This window comes from Brevibacterium epidermidis NBRC 14811, assembly GCF_001570805.1.
GTDB classification, from domain to species: domain Bacteria; phylum Actinomycetota; class Actinomycetes; order Actinomycetales; family Brevibacteriaceae; genus Brevibacterium; species Brevibacterium epidermidis.
Window position 1 is genome coordinate 340620 of the sequence record NZ_BCSJ01000015.1, and the last position, 26811, is coordinate 367430.

Annotated in this window: 22 protein-coding genes and 2 tRNA genes; 17 read left to right on the forward strand and 7 right to left on the reverse strand. The window is 64.7% G+C overall.

Annotation, left to right across the window (positions count from 1 at the left end; all coding sequences use genetic code 11):
* Nucleotides 1–82: 82 nt before the first annotated feature.
* Nucleotides 83–1174: a branched-chain amino acid aminotransferase gene (locus tag BEP01S_RS12665; protein WP_039211041.1), complete on the forward strand. Its 1092-nt coding sequence runs from the start codon at nucleotides 83–85 to the stop codon at nucleotides 1172–1174.
* A gap of 209 nt (nucleotides 1175–1383) precedes the next feature.
* On the opposite strand, the gene BEP01S_RS12670 is transcribed toward BEP01S_RS12665, so the two are convergent.
* The gene (locus BEP01S_RS12670; RefSeq protein WP_062243806.1) at nucleotides 1384–2100 is read right to left on the reverse strand and encodes a hypothetical protein; all 717 of its coding nucleotides are present in this window, start codon (nucleotides 2098–2100) and stop codon (nucleotides 1384–1386) included.
* 197 nt (nucleotides 2101–2297) lie between these two features.
* Here BEP01S_RS12670 and BEP01S_RS12675 point away from each other — a divergent pair, with 197 nt between their 5' ends.
* The 9 genes from BEP01S_RS12675 to BEP01S_RS12715 all read left to right on the forward strand — a co-directional run bounded on the left by BEP01S_RS12675 (nucleotide 2298) and on the right by BEP01S_RS12715 (nucleotide 12545).
* Entirely contained in the window at nucleotides 2298–3761 is a 1464-nt protein-coding gene (locus BEP01S_RS12675) for an MFS transporter (RefSeq protein ID WP_062243810.1), read from the forward strand.
* Nucleotides 3762–3967: 206 nt separating this feature from the next.
* The gene (locus tag BEP01S_RS12680; RefSeq protein WP_083532706.1) at nucleotides 3968–5545 is read left to right on the forward strand and encodes an HNH endonuclease; all 1578 of its coding nucleotides are present in this window, start codon (nucleotides 3968–3970) and stop codon (nucleotides 5543–5545) included.
* Between the two features lie 77 nt (nucleotides 5546–5622).
* Nucleotides 5623–6285, forward strand: a complete 663-nt coding sequence (locus BEP01S_RS12685; protein ID WP_062243813.1) for a GNAT family N-acetyltransferase — start codon at nucleotides 5623–5625, stop codon at nucleotides 6283–6285.
* A 39-nt stretch (nucleotides 6286–6324) separates the two neighbouring features.
* A complete protein-coding gene (locus BEP01S_RS12690; protein ID WP_062243815.1) occupies nucleotides 6325–8559 on the forward strand; it encodes a prolyl oligopeptidase family serine peptidase in 2235 nt (744 codons plus the stop codon).
* A gap of 10 nt (nucleotides 8560–8569) precedes the next feature.
* Nucleotides 8570–9649, forward strand: coding sequence for a lipoate-protein ligase small subunit (lplB, locus tag BEP01S_RS12695; RefSeq protein ID WP_062243818.1), 1080 nt, complete (start codon nucleotides 8570–8572; stop codon nucleotides 9647–9649).
* Nucleotides 9628–10473 (forward strand): Type 1 glutamine amidotransferase-like domain-containing protein, encoded by an 846-nt coding sequence (locus BEP01S_RS12700; protein ID WP_083532707.1) that lies wholly within the window; start codon nucleotides 9628–9630, stop codon nucleotides 10471–10473. Before lplB ends, BEP01S_RS12700 begins: the two co-directional genes overlap by 22 nt.
* A 93-nt stretch (nucleotides 10474–10566) precedes the next feature.
* Nucleotides 10567–11352, forward strand: coding sequence for an FAD-dependent thymidylate synthase (gene thyX / locus BEP01S_RS12705; RefSeq protein WP_062243820.1), 786 nt, complete (start codon nucleotides 10567–10569; stop codon nucleotides 11350–11352).
* A 119-nt stretch (nucleotides 11353–11471) separates the two neighbouring features.
* The gene (locus BEP01S_RS12710) at nucleotides 11472–12050 is read left to right on the forward strand and encodes a maltokinase N-terminal cap-like domain-containing protein (RefSeq protein WP_062243822.1); all 579 of its coding nucleotides are present in this window, start codon (nucleotides 11472–11474) and stop codon (nucleotides 12048–12050) included.
* A 60-nt stretch (nucleotides 12051–12110) separates the two neighbouring features.
* A complete protein-coding gene (locus tag BEP01S_RS12715) occupies nucleotides 12111–12545 on the forward strand; it encodes an HIT family protein (RefSeq protein ID WP_039211031.1) in 435 nt (144 codons plus the stop codon).
* Nucleotides 12546–12625: 80 nt separating this feature from the next.
* Here the strand turns inward: BEP01S_RS12715 and BEP01S_RS12720 are convergent, their stop codons facing one another.
* The 3 genes from BEP01S_RS12720 to hrpB all read right to left on the reverse strand — a co-directional run bounded on the left by BEP01S_RS12720 (nucleotide 12626) and on the right by hrpB (nucleotide 17466).
* Nucleotides 12626–13681, reverse strand: coding sequence for a zinc-binding dehydrogenase (locus BEP01S_RS12720; protein ID WP_062243825.1), 1056 nt, complete (start codon nucleotides 13679–13681; stop codon nucleotides 12626–12628).
* A gap of 70 nt (nucleotides 13682–13751) precedes the next feature.
* Nucleotides 13752–14720 carry a 3-methyladenine DNA glycosylase gene (locus BEP01S_RS12725; RefSeq protein ID WP_244882223.1) on the reverse strand — a complete coding sequence of 323 codons (969 nt, stop codon included), beginning with the start codon at nucleotides 14718–14720 and terminating at the stop codon, nucleotides 13752–13754.
* 37 nt (nucleotides 14721–14757) lie between these two features.
* A complete protein-coding gene (gene hrpB, locus BEP01S_RS12730; protein WP_062243828.1) occupies nucleotides 14758–17466 on the reverse strand; it encodes an ATP-dependent helicase HrpB in 2709 nt (902 codons plus the stop codon).
* Between the two features lie 83 nt (nucleotides 17467–17549).
* Here hrpB and BEP01S_RS12735 point away from each other — a divergent pair, with 83 nt between their 5' ends.
* From BEP01S_RS12735 to BEP01S_RS12755, 5 genes are all read left to right on the forward strand, one after another.
* A complete protein-coding gene (locus tag BEP01S_RS12735; RefSeq protein ID WP_062243842.1) occupies nucleotides 17550–18356 on the forward strand; it encodes a fumarylacetoacetate hydrolase family protein in 807 nt (268 codons plus the stop codon).
* Nucleotides 18357–18449: 93 nt separating this feature from the next.
* Nucleotides 18450–19916: a glutamate--tRNA ligase gene (gene gltX / locus BEP01S_RS12740; protein WP_082819393.1), complete on the forward strand. Its 1467-nt coding sequence runs from the start codon at nucleotides 18450–18452 to the stop codon at nucleotides 19914–19916.
* On the forward strand, nucleotides 19913–21217 hold the full coding sequence (locus tag BEP01S_RS12745) for an alpha/beta fold hydrolase (protein ID WP_062243848.1): 1305 nt from the start codon (nucleotides 19913–19915) through the stop codon (nucleotides 21215–21217). The genes gltX and BEP01S_RS12745 overlap by 4 nt, the downstream gene beginning before the upstream one ends.
* Before the next feature lie 181 nt (nucleotides 21218–21398).
* Nucleotides 21399–21470: transfer RNA gene (locus BEP01S_RS12750), tRNA-Gln, on the forward strand.
* A 40-nt stretch (nucleotides 21471–21510) separates the two neighbouring features.
* Nucleotides 21511–21583: transfer RNA gene (locus BEP01S_RS12755), tRNA-Glu, on the forward strand.
* A gap of 68 nt (nucleotides 21584–21651) precedes the next feature.
* Here BEP01S_RS12755 and BEP01S_RS12760 read toward each other — a convergent pair.
* From BEP01S_RS12760 to BEP01S_RS12770, 3 genes are all read right to left on the reverse strand, one after another.
* Nucleotides 21652–22209, reverse strand: a complete 558-nt coding sequence (locus BEP01S_RS12760; protein WP_062243852.1) for an alpha/beta hydrolase — start codon at nucleotides 22207–22209, stop codon at nucleotides 21652–21654.
* Between the two features lie 83 nt (nucleotides 22210–22292).
* Nucleotides 22293–23054, reverse strand: coding sequence for a DUF4282 domain-containing protein (locus tag BEP01S_RS17240; RefSeq protein ID WP_039211019.1), 762 nt, complete (start codon nucleotides 23052–23054; stop codon nucleotides 22293–22295).
* 136 nt (nucleotides 23055–23190) lie between these two features.
* Nucleotides 23191–24153 carry an aldose 1-epimerase family protein gene (locus BEP01S_RS12770; protein WP_062243855.1) on the reverse strand — a complete coding sequence of 321 codons (963 nt, stop codon included), beginning with the start codon at nucleotides 24151–24153 and terminating at the stop codon, nucleotides 23191–23193.
* Nucleotides 24154–24272: 119 nt separating this feature from the next.
* On the opposite strand from BEP01S_RS12770, the gene galT reads away from it, so the two are divergent.
* Together galT and BEP01S_RS12780 are read left to right on the forward strand one after the other, a co-directional pair.
* Complete coding sequence (galT, locus tag BEP01S_RS12775; RefSeq protein ID WP_062244364.1) at nucleotides 24273–25502, forward strand: galactose-1-phosphate uridylyltransferase; 1230 nt, start codon at nucleotides 24273–24275, stop codon at nucleotides 25500–25502.
* Complete coding sequence (locus BEP01S_RS12780; protein ID WP_052240071.1) at nucleotides 25499–26785, forward strand: galactokinase; 1287 nt, start codon at nucleotides 25499–25501, stop codon at nucleotides 26783–26785. Before galT ends, BEP01S_RS12780 begins: the two co-directional genes overlap by 4 nt.
* The last annotated feature ends 26 nt before the right edge of the window (nucleotides 26786–26811 follow it).

The window sequence follows — 26811 nt, forward strand, 5'->3', positions numbered from 1 at the left end:
ACATCACCCCGGTGCGACGAGCGCCGGGGTGATGGACTACCCTGAAAGTGTCACTCATCACAAATGAGATAGAGAGTTTTTCATGACAGATTTCACCGTTCTTAAGAACCTCCAGCCGCAACCTGAGCTGGTGCGCGAGAACATCAAGAAGGATCCCGGCTTCGGCCAGTACTTCACCGACCATATGGCGCACATCCGATACACGGTCGATGACGGTTGGCAGGGACACGAGGTCAGGCCGTACGGGCCGCTGCTCCTCGATCCCGCAGCCGCAGTTCTCCACTACGCCCAGGAGATCTTCGAAGGTCTCAAGGCCTACCGTCATGCCGACGGATCCGTGTGGACGTTCCGGCCCGAGCGCAACGCTGCGCGCATCAACAAGTCCGCCGAGCGCCTCGCACTGCCGCAGCTGTCCGAAGAGGACTTCATCGACTCGCTCAAGCAGCTGGTCAGCCTCGACCAGGCCTGGGTTCCGACGCCGGAGTCGGAAGCCGACGAGTCGAGCATGTACCTGCGCCCGTTCATGATCGCTACGGAGCGGTTCCTCGGCGTGCGGGCCAGCCACGAAGTCGACTACTACGTCATCGCATCGCCGGCAGGACCCTACTTCTCCGGCGGCATCAAGCCGCTGTCGATCTGGCTCTCGCCCAAGCTCAAGCGCGCCGGTGCCGGCGGCACCGGATTCGCCAAGTGCGGCGGCAACTATGCATCGTCGCTGGTGGCCACCAACGAGGCCGCCGCCAAGGGATGCCAGCAGGTGCTGTTCACCGATTCGGTCGAGAACAAGTACATCGACGAGCTCGGCGGTATGAACCTCATGCTCGTGACGAAGAGCGGCAAGCTGCTCACTCCTGCGCTCAGCGATTCGATCCTCGACGGCGTCACTCGTCGTTCGCTGCTCGAACTCGCTCCGCAGCTCGGCCTCGAGCCGGAAGAGCGTCAGATCTCCGTCGAGGAGTGGCGCGAAGGCGTGGCCAGCGGCGAGATCGTCGAGGCATTCGCGTGCGGCACCGCCGCGGTCATCACGCCTATCAGCAAGCTCGTCGCCGAAGACTTCACCATCGACCATGGTGAGGACGCCGGTGAGAAGACCATGGAGCTGCGCAAGACGCTGCTCGACATCCAGTACGGACGTGTCGAGGACAAGAACAACTGGCTCGTGCGTCTGGCCTGACCCGGTAGGCGTCGTCTGTTCTGGGCTGGCTCTGCGGGTTGGTCGGAATGAACGGGACTGACGCACCGGTCGGATTGGCCGGTCCGACGTACCGGTCGGAATGAGCTGAGAGGGGCCGGGAGCTGCGAATTGATCGCGGTTCCCGGCCCCTTTGCTGTGCGGAGTCGTGCTGGGGGCAGCGATTCGGTGGTGTGTGTTGATTTGCCCGGTCAGATGTCGAATGGCTTGCGGATGTGAGCCAGGGCGACGGCAACGCTGGCAACGTTCGCCATGTCAGAGTCGGAAAGGCTGCTGACGAGCACGTCGGCGGGAATGCCCGAGGTGAGTTCGTCGTGACAGTCGTGCTCTTGGAGGTAGGCGGCAACCAAAGGTGCGGCGACGGTGCTTTCCAGAGGAGTGTCGCTGGGGCGGACCTTCAGCGCCGCACGGATCATAAAGATGCCGACGCCGGTGCCGAGCCAAAACATCGGCAGGGCCAGGAACGCCGTAGCGCCGTTGACGCCGAGGCCCGATAGGGCCACAAGTACCGCGATGAGCAGGTAGGCGACAACGATGATCCCGCCGAGGAGAAATTCTTTCCTCAGGTAGGCCCGGTCCCCGAGCTTCTTCGACAGGCGCCTGACACCCGAGGCACCTAAGACTGCGCGTACCCGGGAATGCTCATCGGCGACGAGCATCATCATCGACAGCGCACCCCACTTTGCAAACGCAATGGTGATCCCAGCGCTGAGGGCGAGCGAGACAGGGATGACCCGGATCGCGGAGGCGGGGTCGGTGGCGAGGCAGGTCGCGACGGCGCCGACAGTGAAGACGGCTGCGAAGAACAGACCGCAGCCGCCGATTGCGAGGCGGAGCTGGGAACTGGTTCTGTCGAAGGCCAAAGAAGCGACGACCTCTGCGGCGCTGATCTCACTGTGGTCGTTCATGCAGCCCACCTGCTCCGTTGCTCAATGCGTCTGCTTGGGGGAGCGCCTCTGTCAGAGGGCGCGCTGTTGACTGAGAGAGCGCTGCTGTCAGACGGCGCCGCTGACCGAGAAGTCGTGCCAGTGTAGATCGATTCGGCCACCGAGACCAAGGGGCATCATTTTACTCAGTTATGAGTTAATTGAGGTACTGTGGCCTCGTGCATACGACCACCTCGGCGTCGATTCCGACAGCCTCCGAAGTCATCGCTCACCTGCCATGGAAGTGGCGCACTCAAGGTGCCATCTTCATCATCGGCGGGCTCGGTTTCATGTTCGACGCTTGGGACGTCGCCCTCAACGGATTCCTCATTCCGCTGCTCAGCGACTATTGGAGCCTCAGCGTCGGCCAGGCCGCTTGGATCGCGACCGCCAACCTCATCGGCATGGCTCTGGGAGCCTTCATCTGGGGCGGCATCGCCGATGTCATCGGGCGGAAGAAGGCATTCACTCTCACGCTCCTCGTGTTCTCGATCTTCACCGTCGCCGGAGCATTCGCACCCGCCTATGGATGGTTCATCCTCTTCCGCTTCCTCGCAGGATTCGGGCTTGGCGGATGCATCCCTGTCGACTACGCCCTCGTCGGGGAGTTTACTCCGAGCCGTCACCGCGGACGCGTGCTCACCGCGATGGACGGCTGGTGGCCGATCGGCGCCTCACTCTGTGCATTCGTGTCGGCTTACCTGCTCGATTTCGGCGATTGGCGGCTGATCATGCTCGTCATGATCGTTCCCGCGCTGCTCACCGTCGCCGTGCGTTTCGGAATACCGGAATCACCTCTCTACCTCGCCTCCGTCGGCCGCTATGCAGAGGCCGACGCCATCATCGCCCGCCTCGTTGAGCGCACCGGTGCCGACGTGCGCGAGTGGACGCACGAAGCGCCCGCTGCGGCAGCGGCGCCTGCTTCACCCGACGAACCCGAATCGCCCGGCGTGCCCCCGGCGACCTCTTCGTCCGCAGCGCCTGCGCCGAAGGCCGAACCCAGCGTGAGCCGACAGCTGCGAGCCGCGAGCGGCCAGCTCGTGCAGCTGTGGCAGCACTCCGCCAAGACGACCCTCGTCTCGTGGTCGCTCTTCGTCTCCGTCCTCCTTGTCTACTACGCGGCACTGACATGGCTACCCGGAATCCTCAAGAAGCAGGGGATGGCCGACCAGGCAGCATTCCTCGTGACGGGGTCGATGACGGCGGTTGGCATCCTCGGCGTGATCGCCTCGGCGCTCATCGTCGAACGATTCGGACGCAAGGTCGTCCTCGGCGTCTCTTCGATCATCGCGGCGGTGCTGCTCGTCGGCGCGGCAGTATTCATCGAAGCCTCGGGCGCGAACCTCACCTTCGCAGCGAAGGCGACGATCATCGGGTTCGGTTTCGTCATCCAGATCGCCATTCCGACGCTCTACACCTACGTCTCCGAGCTCTATCCGACCCGACTGCGCGGATCCGGTTTCGGTTGGGCTTCGGCGGCTTCGCGCCTCGCCACGGGAATCGCTCCGATCGTGTTCGGTGCGTTCATGTGGCCGGTGCTCGGACTGACGCTGACGTTCATCCTCACCGGAGCGCTTGTGGTCATCGCTGTCGTCCTGATGAGCTTTATGGCGCGAGAGACCACTGGTGAAGAGCTGAGCTGAGTTCGTTTCTAAGTCTCGTCCGATGTAGTTCAGCCCGGCCTCATCTGAGCTGAATCCCAGCCCTGCAGACGTTGAATTTCCAGCCCTGCTGCGGTCTGATTTCCAGCACCGCCGAGGAAGAGCCCTGCGGATGGGTAGATCGGCTCTGACCTGGGCAGATCCAGGTAATAGATCTCGTGTCAGTGCCGACCTATAGTGTGGTTGGCATGGAAGCAGAGCAGGTTCCAAACGTCCTCACCGAGATCCACCGGTGGCGCGACAGCCTGTCCGAATTGCCTCCGGCGAAGACCGAAGAAGAAGCCATTGATCGCATCGCAGCGCTCGAAGAGCTGACCTCCGCGTGCGCCGCCGCGCAGGCCCGTGAGACCCTGACCTTCGACATGCTCCGCCGCAACCGCGAAGCAGAGGACGGTGTCTCCAGCAAGAAGCAGGGGCGCGGCCTCGGTGCCGAGGTGGCATTGGCACGGAAGGTCTCGCGCTCGCGCGGAGACGCACTGCTGAAATTCTCCCGCACCCTGCTGATGGATCTGCCCAATACATATGCGGCGATGAAGGGCGGCGACATCTCCGAAGAGAAGGCGAGAGTAGTCGCCAAGGAATCCGACTGGCTTCCACGGGAGAAGAAGCATGAGCTAGACGAGCGCATGGCCGATCGCCTCCCCGAGGTCGGCGTCAAACGACTGGGCAGCGAAGCGAGAGCCTTGGCGCAGAAGCTCGACCAGCAGGCTGCCGTCGACCACCTCGAGCGCTGTGTCGAAGAACGCTCGGTCAGTGTGCGTCCGGCACCGGGAAATATGGCTTATCTGACTGCTCTGCTGCCGATGGCGCAGGCAGTTGCTGCCTACGCGAACCTCAAGAAGTCGGCGCAGACCGACATTGCCACCGGCGAAGCCGAAGGGCGCAGCCAGAATCAGATCGCTGCCGATATCTTGGTCGAGCGACTGACAGGGCAGGATGCTGCCGCGGCTGTGCCCACCGAGGTCCACCTCATCATGCAGGACAGCAGCCTCTTCGGCCCCGGCGAGGAATCGGCATGGTTCCCCGGAGTCGGACCGATCCCGGCGAAAGCCGCGAGGAACATCATTGCTGAGAACGAAGCCGCCACCTTCATCCGCAGGCTGTACACGAGGCCCGAAGACGGTCAGCTTGTGCGGATGGATTCGCGTCGCAGGGAATTCTCCGGCCTGCTTCGACGCATGGTCGTCTTCCGTGACGACGTCTGCCGCTCGCCCTGGTGCGAGGCACCCATCAAACACGCCGATCACGCCGAGAGCGCTGCTTCCGGTGGAGAAACCGACTGGGACAACTCCTCTGGACTGTGCGCCGCCTGCAACTATCTGAAGGAACTCGGCGGGTGGCGTCATAAGGCGACAGCCGACGACCTCGAAGTCATCACACCGACCGGCCACCACTACAAGACCCGCACCAAACCGCTCGGTCCTCCTGATTCCAAGCGCGTTTCCGATCAGGAAGAACACGTTGGCAGAGAGCGCGGTCCCGATCGGCAACATGGTCCCGAACCGGGGGAACGCCATGACGAATCTTTGGTTGAGGCGACTGCTGGTCCGCCGGGTAATAGAGCCCGAGCCGCACCACTGAGCGCCGACCCCGAGTTCTCCGTGATGATTCCATGGCGGTACATACACCGGAAATCGCAGCCGGCAACCATCGATATCGGCGGCTCTACTATCGGAATCGACATCTTCGATGCCGACGAACGACCGATGAGCCCCACCGAAGAACAACTTTGCGCCGCAATCCTCGAACACAGAGGCAAGCGTTGACCCAGTCCGCCGGGTCGATGACAAGTGGTCACCGAAAGTTCAACTGCCTGCTCCATCACAGGACTATGGTGATAGTCATGAACGACCTCAACGGGCAGCCGTCGCCCGGTGACTGCCTTGCACGCTCCGTCCCAGCAGACGAACCAGCGGTCGAGATCGTATGGGGAATGCTCAAGGGGTTGGGCCCTTTGTGGGAGGGCGTGCCCTCGGGTCCGGGGATCTCCGGAGTCCTTCCGCCCCGCCGCGAGATCGAAGCGCTCTACGGCGCCGCTGCCGCAGAACCACCGCTGAACGAGGACCCCAGGTTTGCGGCGATATTTGCCGATGTCTACGACGTCTCCGTCCGCAACGGACAGGTCCTCATGACGTTGACACGAACCCAGCCCGACGGACGACTGACCTCATTCGCCTACGGACACCATTGGAAGTGGGAAGAACAGAAGTATCCGTGGGCATTCGAACTGCAGAGCCGTCTCGGCGAGGCCTCGATCGAACTCGAATCGACCTTCGCTCTCAACCTGCTCGCGCGTGATCCGAAACAGCGCGATCGAGGTTTGGGCCGACGAACCCTCGAAATGTGGATCGGGGAGGTCGGACGCTTCGGCTGCTGGCTGCAGACCGACGATATCGACAGTCCGGCACGACGGCTCTACGAAAGACTCGGCTTCACCGAGCTCGGCCACGGCCCCGAAGCACCCAATGGGCAACCCGGCTTGGTCATGTTCCGCAGCCCGCGGTGAGGCGGCACCCACGTCAGCGGTGGTCACTAGGATGGGTACATGCGTGAAGAAGACTCTCCATCAGCGGCCCCGACGACGAGTGCCGATCTGCCCGAAGACGAAAACCTCTGGCTCGAAGACATCTACGGCGAGAAACAGATCGCCTGGGTGAAAGATCAGAACTCGAAGACCCTCGAACGATTCCACGACGGCCTCTTCGACAGCATCTCCGGTGATCTGCGAACCGCGCTGGACTCCGACGATCGCATTCCGATGGTCACCAAACGCGGGGACCACTTCTATAACTTCTGGCGTGATCAGACGAACCCGAAGGGCCTGTGGCGGCGCACCACCTCGGACAGCTACCGCACGGACTCACCCGACTGGGACGTGCTGCTCGACCTCGACGCACTTGCCGCAGAGGAAGATACCGCCTGGGTCTGGTCCGGAGCGATGGTTCGGCGCAGCGACAATCGGCGCGCACTCGTCCTCCTGTCCCCGGACGGAGGCGACTCACACCGAGTTCGCGAATTCGACCTCGAGGACCGCACCTTCGTCGACGGAGGCTTCGACATCCCCGCCGCCAAGACACGACTGGCCTGGCTCGACGACGACACCGTACTCGTCGCCACCGAAACCGACGCCGACTCACTGACGACATCGTCATATCCACGCCAAGCCAGAGCGCTCCGCCGCGGGCAGAGCCTCGACGACGCCCCGATCGTCGCCGAAGTGCCACGCGACCATGTGGCGATCTTCGTCGGAAGCGACATCCGGCCCGACACCGAGACCACCGACCGTGCCGTCATCGTCGACGCCATCGACTTCTTCAATTCGACGATGAGCTTCCTCGACCTCGACGACATCAGGGCCGTAGACGGTTCGCTCTTCACCGAACCGACGAAGTGGGCAGACGCACTCAACCAGGTCGACGCCCCCACCGACGTCGAGGTCGGCTTCGAACGCGACCTCGTGCTCTTCCGACCCCAGTCGACATGGAAGTCCACGACTACCGAGGTCGCTGCTGGCGGACTTGCCATCGCCGATATCGATGCCGTCAAGGAAGGCGAGATCGCTCCGCGCGTGATCTTCACCCCGGACGCCCACACCTCACTGCAGTCCTTCACCTTCACACGGGACTACCTCGTGCTCGAACTGCTCGCCGACGTACAGTCGAAGCTCACGGTCCTCGACCTGGGCAACGACTTCGCCGAATCCACCCTTCCCGGTGTCCCGGCCAACCACATGGTCGGCCTCGGCGCGGTCGACAAGTTCGATTCGGCCACTGCCAATGACTTCTGGATGGTCAGTACCGGTTTCCTCACCCCCTCGACACTGTCGTACGGAACTCTCGGAACGGACTCCGACGAGCCCACAACAGAGGTGATCAAATCAGCACCGGCGATGTTCGACGCGGAAGGACTGAGCGTCGAACAGCACTTCGCCACCAGCGCCGACGGAACGAAGATCCCGTACTTCCAGATCGGGGCCGACGACCTCGTGCTCGACGGCGACAATCCCACACTGCTCGACGGCTACGGCGGTTTCGAAGTCAGCCGCACTCCCGGATACTCGCCCGTCGTCGGCATCGGCTGGCTGAGTCGCAGCACCGCCGGACAGAAGTCCGACGAGGCTGCCGGAGCGACGACGGCCGGTGACTCGACCAATACTCTCCCGGCCGGTCGCGGGGGCGTCTACGTGCTCGCGAACATCCGCGGCGGAGGCGAATACGGACCTGAGTGGCACACCTCGGCAATGCGGGAGAACCGCATGCGCTGCTATGAAGACCACTCGGCCGTGGCGCGCGATCTCATCGCCCGGGGAGTGACGAGCCCGAAGACGCTCGCCTGCGCTGGCGGATCCAACGGAGGTCTGCTGGTCGGCAATATGCTCACCCAATATCCCGAGCTCTTCGGCGCAGTCTCCTGCGGAGTCCCGTTGCTGGACATGGCTCGGTACACGAAGCTAAGCGCCGGCTATTCGTGGAAGGCCGAATACGGTGACCCGGACGTGGCCGAGGACTGGGCGTTCATCAAGGAATTCTCGCCCTACCACCTCATCGAAGACCGGCAGGACTATCCGCCGGTTCTGTTCTGGACAGCCACCTCGGATGATCGGGTGGGACCTGTGCAGGCACGGAAGATGGCGGCCCGGATGCAGGCGCAGGGAATTGAGAACGTGTGGTTCTTCGAAGACACCGAAGGCGGGCATTCCGCAGCTTCGGACAATGAGCAGACCGCGTTCACCCGGGCACTGAGCTACCGGTTCATGTGGAACGCACTCACGGGGGAGTAGGTTGGGAGACATGACGAACGAGACGCAGCATTTCCACGGCGAGTACAAGGTCATCGGCGGCAAACTCGTCGTCGCCGATGTGACCACCGATGGTAAGACCATCACCGAAGTGAAGATCTCCGGCGACTTCTTCCTCGAACCCGAAGAAGCCTACTTCGACCTCGCACCCGCCCTCGTCGGCGCCAGCGTCAACGCCGACAATGCGACCCTGCGCGGCCGCCTCGACGAGGCCCTGGCCGGCTACGGTTCGGAACTGGCGATGCACGGATTCTCCACCGCCGACATCGCCACAGTCGTGCGTCGTGCGCTGGGATCAGCGGCGAACTTCACCGACTTCGAATGGCAGGTCATCCGCGGCGAGGTGCTGCCCACTCAGCTCAACGTGGCACTCGACCAGGTTCTGCTCGAAGAGGTCGCGGCAGGCCGTCGCCAGCCGACCCTGCGGTTCTGGGAATGGGAGGACACGGCCACCGTCATCGGAGCATTCCAGTCCTACGTCAACGAGCTGCGGCCCGAAGGCGTGGAGAAGCACGACGTCCAGGTCGTGCGCCGCATCTCCGGGGGCGGAGCCATGTTCATGGAGGGCGGCAACTGCATCACCTATTCGATGTTCGTCCCGCCTGCCCTCGTCGCCGGTCTCGACTACGAAGAGTCATATGTGTTCCTCGACCAATGGGTGCTCGCAGCCCTGAAGACCCTCGGGGTGGAGGCGTTCTACAAGCCGATCAACGACATCTCCTCGACCGGAGGCAAGATCGGCGGAGCCGCACAGAAGCGGATGCGCGACGGCACCCTGCTCCACCACGCGACGATGAGCTATGACATCGACGCGGACAAAATGGTCGAGGTGCTGCGCATCGGCGAAGCGAAGATCTCCGACAAGGGCGTGGCGAGTGCGAAGAAGCGCGTCGATCCGCTTCGGAGCCAGACGGGTGAGGCGCGCAAGGACATCATCGATGTCATGGCCGACACCTTCGCCACCCGCTATGGGGCCACTTACGGCACCTACACCGAGGACGAGCTGAAGCGGGCGCAGGAACTGGTCGACGAGAAGTTCGGGACCGAGAAATGGACGCACCGCGTGCCGTGAGTGCTGACGCACAGCGTGCCGTGGGCAACGCTGAACCCACTGCTTTCCGTGGCACGATCGTGGCCCTCGGCGGCGGTGGGTTCTCGACGTCCGAGACCGGGGCCTCGGCCATTGATGACGAGCTGGTGCGCATGGCCGCCAGACGGATCCGCGCCGGCACTGAGGACGAGGCCGGTGCTCAGAGCGGTTTCGGCGCCTCTGTTGGACTCCCACACGTCTGCTTCGTCCCGACGGCATCCGGCGACAGCCGCGACTATATCGAGCGGTTCGAAGCGGCATTCGAGGCGAGTGCGCGAACCTATGTCCTCTCCCTGTTCGGGCAGAGTCCGTGGGACTACCAGGATCCGGCGATGCTGCTCGACATGGACCTCATCTACGTCGGCGGCGGCTCCACGGCGAACCTGCTCAGCCTCCGGCGCAGGCATGCCGTCGACCAGCGGATGAGAGAAGCTGCTGCCGGAGGGACCATCCTCGCCGGCATCAGCGCCGGTGCGAACTGCTGGTTCGAGGCCTCCTCGACGGATTCGTTCGGTCCGTTGGCTCCGCTGCATGATGGGCTCGGATTCCTGCGGGGGAGTGCCTGCCCGCACTTCCACGGCGAACCCGGGCGGAAGGAATCCTTCCGGGAATGGATCGCGCGTGGCCGACTTCCCGGCCCCGGAACCGCCATCGATGATCATGCCGCGGTCGTGTACGTCGACGGTGCGGCCGCCTCGGTGATGGCGGAATCCGCGGGGGCACGAGCCTACATCGTCGATACGGGCGGAAGCCTGCGCAACTTCGACGATAAGGGACCCGCCGCACCTGTCAGCCAAGACGGCTGAGGCGAGGAGGATTTCGGTGCGGACCGGTCACCGAAACCAGCCGGGCTGTCTGTAGGATTGGGAATCAATCACGTCCCCTGCACTAGGAGAGCCATGCGCCAGGTCGAACCGTCCGTTGAACTGCTCGCCAAGCCCAATATCGATTGGGAAGCGATGAGGACTTACCTCGACGAGGTGGGCGGATCCTCTTGGGCGGACCGGGTCGAAGATGCGGAATCTCCCGACGCCGAGGATCTCCTCGAGTTCTCCGGACGCATGTGCTACCGATCGTGGGAGCCGGGACTCAACCCGAACGTCTCGCGCGTGCGCACCGATTCCGCGCAGTACCTCGGAAATGTGGTGAAGTCCCAGCACGGGTCCGTCCTCGAACACGCGAACTTCACCTTCGTCCTCCACAACGTCTCGCGTGTGCTCACCCACGAACTCATCCGCCACCGCGCGGGATCCGCGTTCTCGCAGGAATCGCTGCGATACGTTCGCCTCACCGACATTCCGTTCTGGTTCCCCGAGTGGGCACGCGAAGATCCCGAACTCATGGAACGCAGCCTCAAGGTCCTCGACACCCTCGAGGAGCATCAGCAGTGGATGGCCGAGCATTTCGAACTCGACGAGGAGGGCACGAAGTTCTCCCACAAGAAGCACATGACCTCGTTCATGCGTCGCTTCGCCCCCGAGGGCCTGGCCACCGGAATCGTCTACACCGCGAACCTGCGTTCGCTGCGTCACGTCATCGAAATGCGCACTGCAAAGGGCGCTGAAGAGGAGATCCGCCTCATCTTCAACAAGATCGGCGAGGTCATGCGCGAAGAGGCCCCGGCGGTATTCGCCGACTACGAAGTCGTCGACGGAGAATGGGTCCCCGGCACCCGCAAGGCCTGAGACCACGCAAGACATGATGCGAAGCGTCCGGAGACCGCCGAGCGCCTCACACCTACAGACACCTGTTGCGCCCAGCCACACCTGACGCCGACGTCAGACAGATTTCAGGAGGAACCGTCATGGCAGATATCTACGCAGCTCAGCTCAATCCCGGCAAGCTCGACGTCGTTACCGACTGGGTGGCCAAGCAGGACTGGGCCACCGAGCTCGACCTTGCGGCAAACCCGCTCGAGGCAGTCACCGCGTACCGCTTCGACGACCCCGCAGGCGAAGTGGGCATCGAGATCCACATCGTGAGGAGCGGCGACCAGCTGCTGCAGGTGCCGCTGACTTATCGCGGCGCACCGCTCGAGGGCGCCGACGAAGCATTCGTGGCGAACATGGATCACTCGGTGCTCGGCAGGCGATGGGTCTACGCCGGCATGGGCGACCCGCTGTTCCGACAGCGCCTCGACCACACCATCGCCACCGCGTCGACCGCGGCGAAGCAGTACCGCGTCGACGAGGAGGGCAACCGGGGAGAAGAGATCACCGAGGTGGCCCACGCCTTCGGGACGGGACCTCTGCCGGGCGCCGGCGACGTCGAGATCCTCTACCGTCTCTCGCCCGAATCACCAGCCGAGAAGTCCGACGCAGGTCTGCTGCTGGGCCGCTGGGAAGGCCAGGACACGAATGTCGTCCTCGCCATCATGGTCTGAGCGATCCGACCGAGCACTCTACGGCACAGCCCAGTCACCGCAGAGGAGGAACCGGAAATCATGAGCAGTGCCTGCATCTTCTGCCAGATCGTCGCAGGTGACGCACCGAGTGCGCCGATCGCCGAGACCGAGTCGACGTTCGCGTTCATGGACATCCAGCCCGGGTCGGATGGGCATCTGCTTGTCGTTCCGAAGCGTCACAGCACGGACCTGCGGGATATCCCGGCCGAGGATCTGTCCACAGTGGTGCTCGAGTCCCAGCGCATCGCCAAACACGCCTTCGACGCCTGGGGAGCCGATGGCGTCAACCTCCTCAACTGCTGTGGTGCCGAGGCTTGGCAGTCGGTCTTCCACTTCCATATGCACGTCATTCCGCGCTACCGGGACAAGGACAAAGACCGCCTGAGTCTGCCGTTCGCACCCGGCGTCCGCGGAGATCAGGAGCTCATCGGCTCTCTGGCCGCGAGTATGCGGGAGTCACTCGGCGAGGGATGAGGAGCCGCCGCCGCAGGTGCGGACTCTATCGTCGCGGCCGACCTCGCCGAGGCGGTGCACAGTGCCGGGGTAGCCGACCGTCACCGTGCCAGGTCGATGATCGTCATCCCCGCCGAGGCAGCAGGGGAGCCCATCGCCTCCATCGCCGCGGGCGCTTCGTCGAGGCCGATGACATTCGTGACGAGGTCCTGCGGTCGCAAGCGCCCCTGAACGACGAGGTCGACGAGCTCCGGGTACTCAGCCGCAGCCATGCCATGTGAGCCGAGCACACTGAGTTCGAGCGCGATCACCCGCGGCAGGTCGACGACCGGCTCCGCGGGCAGCAGCCCGATCTGCACATGCCGGCCCAAGGGTGCCAGGGCACCGATCGCCGCCCGAATCGTGTCCTCCCGACCCAGAGCATCAACGGTCACCGCCACCCCATCCGGATCGGTCATGGCAAACTGCGCGACCACCTCGGCGCTCAGCCCCTCGGGACTGAGACCCCGTGCGTTGACGCATCGTGCGGCACCGAACTCACGGGCGGATTCCAAGGCCGCATCGCTGACGTCGATGGCGACCACCTTCGCGCCGAGGGCGCGGGCGATCATGATCGCCGACAGTCCCACCCCGCCGCAGCCGAAGACGGCAACCGTCTCGTCCGCGGCAAGCCGAGCCCGCACCCGCAGACCATGGAAGGCAGTGGCGAATCGACATCCGAGCCCGACGACGGCCGCGGCCGGCAGATCGTCGGGCACGGCCACGAGGTTCGCATCGGCATTGTGGATGACGACCTGATCCGCCCACGACCCGAAATGCGTGAATCCCGGCTGCGTCTGATCGGGGCACACCTGCGCATTGCCGGAAACGCACCACCGGCACGTCCCGCACCCGCACACAAATGGAACGGTCACCCGCTGGCCGACGTGGAATTCCTGCACATGGGCACCCACCGAGGCGACCCGCCCCACCAGCTCATGCCCGGGAACATGGGGCAGGGTGATCGTCGAATCGTGTCCGGCCCACGCATGGTGGTCGCTTCGGCACACCCCAGTGGCTTCGACATCGATGACGACGCCGCCATCGGGGGACGTGGGAGCGGGAACCTCCTCGAGCCGAGGACGGACGGAGAACTGATCGAAGACGATGGCACGCATACCGCCGATCGTAGGGCGCGCGCCCGGTGGGAGCCGAGCGTGTCCGCTTAGTGGCGACCTGCCGCAATCGTCAGCGCGGATGAACTCCGGCGACCGACAAGGCATCGAGCAGCCGCGCCCGCAGCGACTGCGCCCTGCCGGAGAACTCCTTCTGCCGCTCCATGTACTCGGCCTTGCCCGCAGCGGTCTCGATGGCGACGACCCCGTAGCCCCATCCGCGCAGGTCATAGGGGGAGGCCTCCATATCCAAGGTGCGAATGTCGAGCGCCAGGTCGAAGCAGTCGACGACGAGATCCGAATCAGCGATCGGCGAGATCTTCATCGCCCATTTGTACAGATCCATCCCCGCGTGCAGACACCCGGGCTGCTCGTTGATGATCATGCCCTCGCGGCTCGGCTGCAAGGTGTTGAGAGGCCGGGCCGGTTCGGTGAAGAATCGGAACGCATCATGATGAGAACACTGGATGCGGTGGCCTTCGACCACAGCATCCGTCTCGGCGGGGCTCAGCCGCAGCGGCACCTGCTGATGCCGGCGCTGCTCGTCGGTGAGACGGTAGACCATCGCCCATTCGTGGATGCCGAAACACCCGAAGTTCGCTTCCCGGTTGAGCGTCGACGACAGCAGCGAGGCGATGAACTTCGCCCCATCTCCACGGTCGGTGCGCCAGGACTCGAGGTCCACCTCGGCGAAATTCTGCGCATCGTCGATGCGATACCACCGGCGATCGAAATACCGACGATGATCGGCCGTCTCAAGTGCAACGCGCACACCAGGACCTGGATGCCACTTCTTCAGCTGCCCGACCTTGAACGGGTAGTAGGTGAAGAGGAAGTCTTCGACCGGGTGGGTCTCCTGTCGCATCCGCCGTTCGATATGCGCATCGGTGCGCTCGGCGATCCGTTGTTCGTGCTCATCACGCAGCTCACGCCAGGTCTCGGCAGGAACGACACCAACACCGAGGCGGCCCGACGATGCGTCGGTACGCTCGGTCGCCTCCCTGCGCGGGGCGGGAGTCGTGGTCGAGAGTGCGGAAGTCACCGCACCATTGTCCCAGACGGTCGAAGCGGGCTCCAGCTCAGCGACCGGAGCGCTTCGTGCCCTTCGCCGCAGGTGCGGTGAGTGGGTCCTCCGGCCACGGATGCTTCGGGTAGCGGCCCCGGTTCTCGGCCCGGACATGGGCGTAAGCATTCGCCCAGAAAGAGGCGAGATCGCTGGTCACTGCCAGGGGCCGCCTGGCAGGGGAGAGCAGGTGCAAGGTGACCGGAACCCGTCCGTCGCAGATGCGCGGCACATCCGTCCAGCCGAAGCACTCCTGGAGTTTGACCGCGAGGACCGGGATCGTCTCGACGAGGTCGGGATTCGGATACTCGAGCCGGACGTGTGACCCGCTGGGCACTGTGACGTGGGTCGGCACAAGCTCGTCGAGGCGGGCAGCCTCGGGCCAGGGCAGCAGACCGCGCAGCGCGGAGACGAGGTCCACGCGGGCAGGATCGGAGCCCTTCGCGATCCGGTCGAGCGCATCAGGACACCACTGATCGAGCGTGTCAGAGAGGTGCTCCCACGTCACCTCCGGCCACGGGTCCCCGTAGATCGCGCGGAGCAGTCCCAGCCGGGCGCGCAGCGATTCGAAAGCCTCGGACGGACGCAGAACCTCGCGGGCTCCCCGTTCGCGCACCGATTCGGCGATGGCGCGGCGGGCGAGTTCGGGGCCGGCCTGGATCGGAGTGGAAGTCAGTTCGATTCCGCCGAGGCGGCTGCGCCGTACCGCACGGACCTTCCCGGACTCGAACGTCGCCGTCTCCTCCGTGTGCAGCAGTCCGGCGCCGGCGAGTTCCGCTGTGTCGCCGTCGATCGGCACAGCAGACCGGATGATCGCTCGCGATCCGGCCAGGCCCACCTCGGCGATGGCCAACCATGGGCTGCCCTGTAATGAGGAGTCTCGGGGCAGGCTCGCCGCCGTGCCTGAAGCCAGCAGGTATTCGGAGTCCGAAGCGCTGCGCAGCCGCGCGATCTGCAGGGGATAGGACAGTGCCGTGACGAGTCCGAGATCTTCGGGGGTCAGCGACGCGCCGGAATCGCCGGTGACCATGCCACGGTCGCCGATTCCGCCGTTCCCGGTGCCGTCTCCCGCGTCTCCGCCATCGCCGCTCGAGGCGAACTCGCGTGCGATCGACGCGAACCGTTTGCGGTCCTGAGCGAATCGAGCATCCTTGCTGCGCCGCAGCTGCCGCAGCAGAGCGGAGAGATCGGCGCCTGGAGCCCTCTGCTCGGATTCGATGACGGCGACTGCTTCTGCCGCACGAGCGGGAGAGAGCAGCGCAGCCCCGTCCAGGAGGCCACGTGCCGACCACACCGAGGCGGGAACCGCCGCGATCGCCCGCCCCGTCTCGGTGACGTGCAGAGCCGAGTCCTCCACAGCTCCCAACGCGACCAGGTTGTCGACCGCCTGACGCTTCGGTCCGGCAGGCAGCGGATCGGGCAGGAGGCTCTCGTCTCCGCCCCACACCGCAAGCGCGACGACTGCGGAGGTGAGATCGGAGGTCGCGACCTCAGGAGGAGTGTGCTCGGGCAGGCTCGCCCAATCCGCCTCTGACATGCACCGATACGCGACACCCGGTCCCTGCCGGGCGGCACGACCGGAGCGCTGAGTTCCCGACGCCTTCGACTCACGCATCGTCACCAGCCCGGACATGCGCCGCCTCGTATCCAGAAGTGGCCCCCGGGAGAGGCCGGAGTCGACGACGATGCGGACTCCATCGATCGTCAGCGCCGACTCCGCCACCGAGGTCGAGACGATGACGCGACGGTTCCGTCCCTGGTCGGTGCGTGGGCGCAGGATCGCGTCCTGCTCTTTCGCGGGGGTCCGCCCCGTCAAGGTGTGCACCTCGACCGCGTCACCGATACCCGAACCACCAGAGCCGATCGGTCCGCCATCACCCGAACCGCCATCTGATTCCACACGGCGTCGCACGCGGGAAGCCACCTCGTCGACTTCGCGTGCACCTGGAGCGAAGACGAGGACGTCGCCCTCGCCGGTCTCAGTCAGTGCACGCACCGTCGTCGCAGCCAGATGATCAAGGAAATTCCAGGTCACGCCCCGCGCATCGAGCGGTCGTTCCTTCGCTGGTGCCCACCGGACATCCAGAGGATGAGTATCGGCGGCCACCGACAGCAGAGTCGACGGCGCCTGCGGACCGTCCCCGAGGCGCGCGGCCCACAGCCGCGCATCCAAGGTCGCAGACATGACGACCAAAGACAGATCCTCACGCAGATCCGCCAACTCCCGGCACATCGCGAACGCAAGATCCGTATCCAACTGCCGCTCATGCACCTCGTCGAGGATGACCCCGGCGACTCCGGTCAGCTCCGGATCGCGCAGAAGCCGAGATAGCAGCACACCCGTGGTGACGAACTCGATGCGCGTCGCAGCCGAGGTCCGCGACTCCCCGCGGACAGTGAAACCCACCACCTCGCCGAGGCGGGTCCCCGTCAACGTTGCGAGCCGCCTGGCCGCGGCGCGGGCCGCCATCCGCCGTGGCTGGGTGACGATGATGCGGCCCGGTTCCGTGCCGGCGGTGCCAGCCGATCCGGCAGTCCCAGCCAAGTACTCTGCGATCATCGGCGGCACCACGGTGGTCTTACCGGTTCCGGGAGGAGCCTCTACGACCAATCTCGGGGCGGGGGCCGCCTCGGCGAGGTTCAGCTCATCGATGAGCGCGGCGGCGGGCAATCCGGCCCCGATGCGGGCGAGATCGAAGGTTTGCGGGACGGACGGATCGGGCATGACACCAGTCTCTCAGGTCGACGTCGCGACGCCGACGATCACCGACGCGCGGAAGGCACGCGGCACTGACTAGACTGGGGCACATGCGTATCGCCAGATTTGTATATCAGGACGAGCCCAAATACGGAGTCGTCGAAGGTGAAGTGCCGCCGATCACCGACGGCAGCTGGGACACGTCGGGACTCGAACTCGCCGTTCTCGACTCGGACCCCTTCTTCTCTCCGGCCCAATCGACGGGGGAGAGGCTGAAGATCGACGACGTGCGTCTGGTCAGCCCCATCCTGCCGCGCTCGAAGGTCATCGGCGTCGGCCGCAACTTCGCCGACCACGCCGCCGAACTCGGCAACGAAGTGCCGGTCTCACCCCTGACCTTCTTCAAACCCAACACTTCGGTCATCGGCCCCGGCGACCCCATCCGCTTGCCCGCCATCAGTGAATATGTCTCCTATGAGGCCGAACTCGCCGTCATCATCGGCCGTGTGGCCAAGGGTGTGAAGGCCGAGAACGCCTTCGACCACGTCCTCGGCTTTACCGCCGGAAACGATGTGACCCTGCGCGACATCCAGAAGGCCGACAAGCAGTGGTCGCGGGCGAAGGGCTTCGACACCTCCTGCCCGCTGGGCCCGTGGATCGAAACCGAACTCGACGTCGATGACCTGAACATCCGCTCCTGGGTCGACGGAGACAAGAAGCAGGACGGGACCACCGCCGACTTCATCTTCGACATCCCGACCCTCATCGAGCACCTGTCCGAGACCATTACCCTGCTGCCCGGCGACGTCATCCTCACCGGGACCCCAGCCGGAGTCGGCCAGATCGTGTCCGGCAACCGCGTCGACATCGCCATCGAAGGGCTCGGCGTCCTGTCGAACCCGGTCATGGACGCCTGAGGCGACCGCCGCCTCGGCGATCGCATCCAGCACCAAAAGCGCCACCGCGCACACCACAGACTCACACCCGAGAAGATCACGCAAAGGACAATCGTGAGCGTCAAAGTTCGTTTCTGCCCATCACCCACCGGCACCCCGCACGTCGGCATGGTCCGCACGGCCCTGTTCAACTGGGCCTACGCCAAGCACACCGGCGGCAAGTTCGTCTTCCGCATCGAAGACACCGACGCGGCTCGCGACTCCGAAGAGAGCTTCGGCCAGGTCGTCGAGGCCCTCAAATGGCTGGGCCTTGACTGGGACGAAGGCATCGAGGTCGGCGGAGACAACGGACCCTACCGCCAGTCGCAGCGCGGTGAGATCTACGCCGAGGTCATCGAGAAGCTCAAGGCCGGCGGCCATATCTACGAGTCCTACTCCACCAACGAAGAGGTCGAAGCCCGCCACAAGGCCGCGGGTCGCGACCCGAAACTCGGCTACGACGGCTTTGACCGCGACCTCACCGACGAGCAGAAGGCCGCCTTCCGCGCCGAAGGCCGCGAACCCGTATGGCGCGTTCGCATGCCCGATGAGGACATCACCTTCACCGACCTCGTCCGCGGCGACATCACCTTCAAAGCCGGCACCGTGCCCGACTACGTCGTCGTCCGCGCCAACGGCCAGCCGCTGTACACCCTGGTCAACCCCGTCGACGACGCGCTGATGGGCATCACCCATGTGCTCCGCGGCGAGGACATCCTGTCCTCGACCCCGCGCCAGATCGCGCTCTACGAACACCTCAAGGCCATCGGAATCGCCGAGGCGACCCCCGAGTTCGGCCACCTGCCCTACGTCATGGGCGAGGGCAACAAGAAGCTGTCGAAGCGCGACCCCGAATCGAACCTGTTCCTCCACCGCGAGAACGGCTTCATCCCCGAGGGACTCATCAACTACCTCGCCCTGCTCGGCTGGTCCATCGGACCCGACCGCGACGTCTTCAACGTCAAGGAATTCACCGAGGCCTTCGACATCCACGATGTCCTGCCCAACCCGGCCCGCTTCGACGTTAAGAAGGCCACCGCCATCAACGCCGACCACATCCGCCTCCTCGAACTCGGCGACTTCCGTGACCGGCTGGTGCCGTATCTGCAGGCCGCCGAGGTGCTCCCTGAGTCCCCGACGGACGCTCAGCTTGAGATCCTCGATCAGGCAGCACCGCTCGTCCAGACCCGGATGAAGCTGCTCGGCGAAGCTCCCGACCTGCTCGCGTTCCTCTTCACCTCCGACGCCGACCTCGTCATGGCCGAAGACGGTCTGAAGACCCTCAAGGACTCCGCCCCCGAGGTGCTCGCCGCCTCCATCGAGGTCCTCGAAGGCCTCGACGAGTGGACGACAACGAAGCTCGAAGAGGTGCTCTCGGCGAAGCTCGTCGACGAGATGGAGATCAAACCGCGCTTGGCATACGGCCCGCTGCGTGTGGCCGTGTCCGGCCGCAAGGTCTCCCCGCCGCTGTTCGAGTCGATGGAGATCCTCGGCAAGGACTCCTCGCTCACGCGCCTCAAGGCACTCGCGGCACAGCTGTGACCATAGTCGAGCAGAAGGACTGGACCCGCGGGGGACTGCACTTCGAAGACGTGACGATCACCGTGCCCTTCGACCATTTCGGACGATCGAGGGAAGCCGCCTCGGCGAGTGTGAACCTGCCGGACACGCTGAGCGTGTTCGCCAGGATCATCGCCACCGAGGCGGACAGCCGGAAGCCCTACCTCGTGTACCTGCAGGGCGGACCCGGCGTGGAAGCTCCGCGTCCGGGCATCGCCGGCGGCCCCGGCGGGTGGGTGAAGCGCGCCCTCGAGGAATTCCAGGTCATCATGCTCGACCAGCGCGGAACCGGGAAGTCGAGCCCGATCGGCTCCGTCGACGGTGCCATCACCGGCCTCGACACGGTCGGGGCGGACCCGGCGGCGACCGCCGAGGCGCTGTCGTACTTCCGAGCCGATTCGATCGTCGAGGACGCGGAGATCCTGCGCGGCCACCTCGGCGCGGATACGTGGTCACTGCTGGGGCAGTCCTTCGGCGGCTTCACGACCCTGCGCTACATCTCTGCGCATTCGAGCGCACTGAACGAGGTGTTCTTCACCGGCGGTCTGCCGGCGATCGGCCTCGACCCGGCGACCGTCTACGGGCGGACGTGGGAAGGGATGATCCGCAAGTCTGAGCAGTACTACACAGCGTTCCCCGGCGACCGCGAGAAGATGCGCAGACTCGTCGAACTCGCCTCTGTCGGTGAGGGTCTCGCCTTGCCCGGGGGAGCACGGGCGACACCGGAGCGGATCCGTCTGCTCGGGCACTTCCTCGGGGCCTCCGATGGTCCGGAGAAGCTGCACTACCTGCTCGACTCTGACTTCGGCTCGGCGGCGTTCCGGCATGACCTTGCAGCGTCCCTGCCGTTCTCGGGACGCAATCCGCTCTATGCGGTCATCCACGAATCCTGCTGGGCCGATGGCACCGTGACGAATTGGGCGGCAAGGCGAGCGATGCCCGATGCCGTCCGTGAGGACCCGACCCTGCTGGCCGGTGAGCACGCCGGTCCGGAGTCTCTGCACGAGGATCCGGAGCTCACGCCCTTCGCCGAAGTGGCCGAGATCGTCGCCGCACGTCAATGGCCCGGCCTCTACGATGTCGACGCTCTGCGGGCCGCCTCGGTGCGTGGTGCTGCAGCAGTGTACTTCGAAGATGCCTACGTGCCGGTGGAGTATTCGCTGGCCACGGCCGAGCATCTGTCCGGGGTGCACCCGTGGGTGACGAACGAGTACGAACACAACGGTCTGCGCGCCGACGGATACCGTGTCTTCGACCGGCTCATCGGCCTCGCTCGCGGGTGAGGTCGGCGCTCGTCGGCAGGGGAGAGTTGAGCCTGTCGGCGGGCCAGCCCCGGTGAGGCTGTTTTGTTAAGAAGGTCACACCGAAAATGACCCCCTGAGATTTGTCGGGAGGCGGGGTGCTTGTGTAGAGTTATATCTCGTTGCTCAGGGAATTCTCCACGGAGATAACCTTGAAAAACATTGGGCTATGGTGTAATTGGCAGCACGAGTGATTCTGGTTCATTTAGTCTAGGTTCAAGTCCTGGTAGCCCAGCGGACATCATCCGGAGGTTCCTCCAGGTGAGTTGTTCTAAGCCCCCGTCGTCTAGTGGCCTAGGACGCCGCCCTCTCAAGGCGGTAACGGCAGTTCGAATCTGCTCGGGGGTACGGTTGAGCCCCGCATCGAATTTCGGTGCGGGGCTCACTCTAATTCACAGGCGTTCGAGTGGCAGTACCTATGTGTTTCCGAGCCACCGGCTGATCTCACGCGTCACTTCGACATGTATCTCCGCAGATCGCACTGCGTCGTCAGTGAACATTCCATGATCGGCGTCATCGATCTGGGTGATCTTACCCCCGGTTGAGCGCGCTGCGTCAGGATTCCATGCTGGGTCGTCTGTGCCGCCGATGAGCATCTGCCGGTTTGTGTTGTCAGACATCGCCTGGACCACCTGCGGCAGATGGAGCAGGGGAGTCAGCCATATGGCCTCATAGTCTCGCGCGGCGGCATAGGCGGCCCCGCAAGTGCCCAGCGACTTCCCGACGACCAAGACCCGACCCTCGAAGTCGCCGACTGCCTCCGCCAGTTGTGTCCCGACCCATTCGACGGTGGCTTCAGTGTCGAGGTCGGGCGCGTCCCATGACACCGCACGAACGTGCCAGCCGTGTTGTACGGCTGTTCGGCCCGCGAAGGTCAGCAACGGCATCGTCGCGGGATAGTTCCTCCCCGGCAGCAGCACGGTGAGACCCACTGGCTCGTCATGCCCGTTTGGCCAATCAACATACTCGCTCATCAGCGAACTTCCTTGTCACAGGACCAGTCCAGACTTTCCCGACGTGGTTGAGTCGTCAGTCGGATGTTTGCGTGGAATCGGGTTCAGCGTGAGACGGAATCGGCGATGCGCTTCGTGTGCTCAGCCGTCTTGATGTTGGAGACGATGAGCTCGAGCACGAGACGGACGCCGATGACCCACAGCGCCGGAATGATCCAGCCGAAGATGATCGACAGGATCAGCGGCAGCACACTGAAGCTCGGTCCGCCGCTGAGGTAGCTCGATGCCGAACCCGCGGCGATTCCCGTGGTGATGCCGGCGACGATGGTGCCGAGATAGGACAGGGCCGCGACCACGATCGCGATGATGTAGATGAAGCCCGCCCACTTCACTGCGATGAAGTTGTCGAAGCGGATGTCGAACAGCGACTTGAAGAACCCGGCCTGCGGGGGAGTCGACTGCGGCGCCTGCCCATACGCTGGCTGACCGTAGGCTGGCTGACCATAAGCCTGCTGCTGCGCCGCTCCCTGAGAGTAGGCACCCTGCTGATAGGGATCCTGCTGATAAGCGCCGGGCTGCGAATATCCGCCCTGCTGGTACTTCTGACCCTGTGCCTGGTAGGCATTGGGATCATAGGTGCCCTGCTGGTAGGTGGGCTGGTCGGGCTGGAACTGCGCGTCCTGACCCTGCTGCGATGCCTGTGCATCCTGACCCGCCTGGTACTGAGCGTTCTGAGGATTCTGCGCCGACTGGTCCGCGGCGGACTGGGCACTCTCCGTCTGGTCTCCGGCGCTCGGGTTCTGGCCGTCGAGGTTCTGCTCAGCCGAGCTGCTGTTCGGGTCGTTCGGGTTCTGCGGTGTCGACATTGTGTCCCTCTCGCGAAAGGAACGCACCCAGGGCAGGGCACGCTCGCCTGATATCTGCCTGTAGTCGCAACCTATCAGGATGCACAGACACGTGGCAGGGTGACTGTCATTTTGGGAGGAACAGCGAAGCGTTGACTCAGGCTTCGGACTCGTCATCGACACCGGTCAGCGCAATGCTCCACTCGACGACAAGCTCGTCACCTGGTGCGACGACATCGAAGTCAACGCCTGCCTCGCCCGCGGCGAAGGCATTCGGCGGACACGTCATCGGCTCGATCGCAATCGCCCGCCGCGCCAGATCCTCGTCGAGCCCGTCACCCGTGCATGTCTGCCAGGTTCGGAAACCGGGCCCCATCCCGACGATGACCTCGCGCAGATCTGTGCCCTTCAACCGTGCCCGCGACCACCCGTCGTCACCGCGCCGAGGTTGCCCGAAAGCATCATCGAGGACCGTTCCGCCGATCAGACGCAATGCCCGGAAATCCTTGCAGACCATGCATGCGGAATCATCGGAGACGTGATCGGCAGGGACCGCCGTACCGTCATCGAAAGGACGAACGGCCGTGGGTATGAGCCGCTCATTCGTCTCATACCAATGCGCAGCGGGAATGACAAGCTGCGCCTCATCGACGAGCTCACCGGCCCCGCCCGAGAGCCACGGGTGAAAACCGAAGCCGAACGGGGCGGGAGCGGACCCCGTGTTCAGGGCACGTGCACGCATACGCAGCTCCGCCTCGGCGAGTTCGAAATCCACCTGCAGGCTGAACTCGAACGGGTACCCCTCCGTCGGCTCCAGCGCGTATTCGAGGCTGACCGTCGACTCGGTGCGCTCGACCACGGACCATTCGACATCGGCGACGAGGCCATGCAGTGCGGTATTGCGCTCGGGTTCGGTGATCGGCAACTGATGACTGTCGCCGGCGAAGTCGAAACGGCCGCCGTCGATCCGGTTCGGCCACGGCGCGAGCACGGCTCCGTCGAAGGCGTTCATCGGCACCACGATCGGACGATCGCCGACGCTGAAGCGAACCAGGCTCGCACCGATGGGGGAGATGGCCGCCGTTGACTCGTCGCAGGCGAGTTCGATGGTGGCGGTCATGGGTCTCCAAGGTGCTCGAGCGCGGGAAGAACAGTTGCAGATATTCTACGCTGTCCGCACCGATCTGAGCCGCCAGATGTTAGCATTATGATCGAAAATGATAACTTTTGGGAGGTCTGATGCCAGCGTCGCATCAAAGGGCGAACCTGTCCGATGGTCGCGAGATCCTGTTCTACCAGGACCACGACTCACCTGCACCGTTGATCGCCGCCGACCCCCGGCCAAACGATTCGCGACCCGACAGCGGCACATTGCGCTTCGACGTCCTCACCGGCGAATGGGTCGCCGTGGCCACGCACCGACAGACCCGCACCCACCTGCCCGCCGCCGCCGAATGTCCGCTGTGCCCGTCGACGCCAGACCGTCCCACAGAGATCCCGGCTGCTGACTTCGACGTCGCCGTCTTCGAGAATCGCTTTCCCTCACTCGGCCCCGGCCTCGGTGATGTTCCCTCCTCCCGGGCGGTGGACACCACCTTCGCCGAGGCGGCCGCCGACTCCGCCGACACCGTGACCTCTGCGCTGTCGGGACCCGGGTACGGCCGCTGCGAAGTCGTCGTCTTCTCCTCTGAGCACACCGGCTCCTTCGGCGGGCTCGGCACCGCCCGTGCCCGCACAGTCATTGACGCTTGGGCCAACCGAACTGCCGAACTCTCCGCCCTGCCTGGCATTGAGCAGGTCTTCATGTTCGAGAACCGCGGGGAGGAGATCGGGGTGACGATGAATCACCCGCACGGACAGATCTATGCTTACCCCTATGTCACCCCGCACACCGCGATCACCTCGGCACGGGCGCACGATCACCTGCGCCGAACCGGGCGACCGCTGCTCGGCGACGTGCTCGCCTTAGAGCGTGAGGCAGGGGAGCGGATGATCCTCGAAACCGACCACTTCTCCGCCTTCGTGCCCTTCGCGGCCCGCTGGCCGATCGAAGTCCACATCGTGCCGCACCGCCAGGTCGGAAGCGTCGACGAACTCGACGAGACCGAACGCGACGACCTGGCCCGCGTCTACCCGGAAGTGCTGCAGCGCATCGACGGCCTCTACCCGAGTCCTACACCGTATATCGCGGCCTGGCACCAGGCGCCGGTCAACAGCGCCGACCGTCGCGCCGAATGGCTCCACCTCGAGATCACGAGCCCGAGGAGAGCTGAGAACAAACTGAAGTTCCTCGCCGGGTCGGAGGCCGCCATGGGTGCCTTCGTCGGCGACGTTTCCGCCGAGGAGACCGCAGCCAGGCTGCGTGCGGTGACCCTGGAACCCCTCGCCGAGGTGGCCGTGACCGCGAGTGCGAGCAGCTCAGTGACCGCGAACAGCGCCGCGACCGCGACGGAAGGGGATCGACGATGAGCGCCGAGACGTCGACGACCGTGGCGGCCCCGACCCCCGATCATCTCGCCGAAGAGTTCGAGGCCCTGTTCGGGTACCGTCCGCTCGGCTCCTTCCGTGCGCCCGGACGTGTCAACGTCATCGGCGAACACACGGACTACAACCTCGGGTTCGTCCTGCCCATCGCCATCGACCGGGCCGTGTACGTCGCCATCGGTCAGCGACCCGAGGGCAGCTCTGAAGGACGAGGCGAGGACGACGTCGTGGGGACGGGAACTGTAGAGCCGCCTCGGGGCGGGGAGAGCATCCGCATCGTCTCTGATCATCGCGATGAAACCGGGCAGCGTCTGTCCGGCCAGTTCACGGCTGCGGAGCTCGTGCCTGGGACCCTGCCCGGCTGGCTGAGCCACGCAGCGGGAGTCGTCGATGAGATCGCGAAGACCACAGGCACGATCGTCGGCGGGGTCGACCTCTATATCGAATCCACCGTTCCCGTCGGCGCCGGACTGTCGTCATCACATGCACTCGAGGTTGCGGTGCTCATCGCCCTCGACGAGGTGTTCGACCTCGGCCTCGACGACCGGGAGAAGGTACTGCTGACTCAGCGTGCCGAGAACGACTTCGTCGGTGCACCGACGGGCATCGTCGACCAGGCCGCTTCGATCATGACCGAGGCCGGGCACGCGCTCTTCCTCGACTGCCGGGACCTCAGCGCCCGCCAGATTCCCTTCGACCTCGACGCCGAAGGACTCCGACTCCTCGTCATCGACTCGAAGGTCTCGCACTCGCACAGCGAAAGCGGTTACGGGGCCAGGCGGAAGACCTGCGAGGAATCCGCCGCTCTCTTCGGCGTCGACAGCCTGCGGGAACTCGCCGATGACGTCGACCTGAGCGAGCTGACCGAAGAACAGCGCAAGCGCGTTCGACACGTCATCGCCGAGAACGCGCGAGTCCGGGCCACCGTCGAACTGCTCGAAGACAATGAACGCTCGACCGGCGGCGACCATGACGCACGCATCCGTGCCATCGGCGACCTGCTGGTCGCCTCCCACGAATCCCTGGCGCACGACTATGAGGTCTCCTGTGTCGAACTCGATGTGGCAGTGACGGCCGCGATGGGCGCCGGGGCACTTGGAGCTCGGATGATCGGCGGAGGCTTCGGCGGCTCCGGGATCGCACTCATCCATGCAGACCAGGTTGACGAAGTCGGCGCCGCCGTCACCGCGGCCTTCGCCGAGCACGGTTTTCGGGAACCTGACATCTTCGCCGTCAGTGCAGGACGGGGCGCCGCCCGGTTCGACTGAGGTCCGGCCTCGGTCGGGCCGCAGTT

Coding starts and splice junctions, on each gene's coding strand:
- BEP01S_RS12685 (WP_062243813.1), top strand. CDS start 5,623: ATGAACGACCTCAACGGGCAGCCGTCGCCCGGTGACTGCCTTGCACGC.
- BEP01S_RS12760 (WP_062243852.1), bottom strand. CDS start 22,209: ATGAGCGAGTATGTTGATTGGCCAAACGGGCATGACGAGCCAGTGGGT.
- BEP01S_RS12700 (WP_083532707.1), top strand. CDS start 9,628: ATGGACGCACCGCGTGCCGTGAGTGCTGACGCACAGCGTGCCGTGGGC.
- galT (WP_062244364.1), top strand. CDS start 24,273: ATGCCAGCGTCGCATCAAAGGGCGAACCTGTCCGATGGTCGCGAGATC.
- BEP01S_RS12770 (WP_062243855.1), bottom strand. CDS start 24,153: ATGACCGCCACCATCGAACTCGCCTGCGACGAGTCAACGGCGGCCATC.
- BEP01S_RS12710 (WP_062243822.1), top strand. CDS start 11,472: ATGGCAGATATCTACGCAGCTCAGCTCAATCCCGGCAAGCTCGACGTC.
- thyX (WP_062243820.1), top strand. CDS start 10,567: ATGCGCCAGGTCGAACCGTCCGTTGAACTGCTCGCCAAGCCCAATATC.
- BEP01S_RS12680 (WP_083532706.1), top strand. CDS start 3,968: ATGGAAGCAGAGCAGGTTCCAAACGTCCTCACCGAGATCCACCGGTGG.
- BEP01S_RS12670 (WP_062243806.1), bottom strand. CDS start 2,100: ATGAACGACCACAGTGAGATCAGCGCCGCAGAGGTCGTCGCTTCTTTG.
- BEP01S_RS12665 (WP_039211041.1), top strand. CDS start 83: ATGACAGATTTCACCGTTCTTAAGAACCTCCAGCCGCAACCTGAGCTG.
- BEP01S_RS12780 (WP_052240071.1), top strand. CDS start 25,499: ATGAGCGCCGAGACGTCGACGACCGTGGCGGCCCCGACCCCCGATCAT.
- BEP01S_RS12720 (WP_062243825.1), bottom strand. CDS start 13,681: ATGCGTGCCATCGTCTTCGATCAGTTCTCCGTCCGTCCTCGGCTCGAG.
- BEP01S_RS12715 (WP_039211031.1), top strand. CDS start 12,111: ATGAGCAGTGCCTGCATCTTCTGCCAGATCGTCGCAGGTGACGCACCG.
- BEP01S_RS12690 (WP_062243815.1), top strand. CDS start 6,325: ATGCGTGAAGAAGACTCTCCATCAGCGGCCCCGACGACGAGTGCCGAT.
- hrpB (WP_062243828.1), bottom strand. CDS start 17,466: ATGCCCGATCCGTCCGTCCCGCAAACCTTCGATCTCGCCCGCATCGGG.
- lplB (WP_062243818.1), top strand. CDS start 8,570: ATGACGAACGAGACGCAGCATTTCCACGGCGAGTACAAGGTCATCGGC.
- BEP01S_RS12735 (WP_062243842.1), top strand. CDS start 17,550: ATGCGTATCGCCAGATTTGTATATCAGGACGAGCCCAAATACGGAGTC.
- BEP01S_RS17240 (WP_039211019.1), bottom strand. CDS start 23,054: ATGTCGACACCGCAGAACCCGAACGACCCGAACAGCAGCTCGGCTGAG.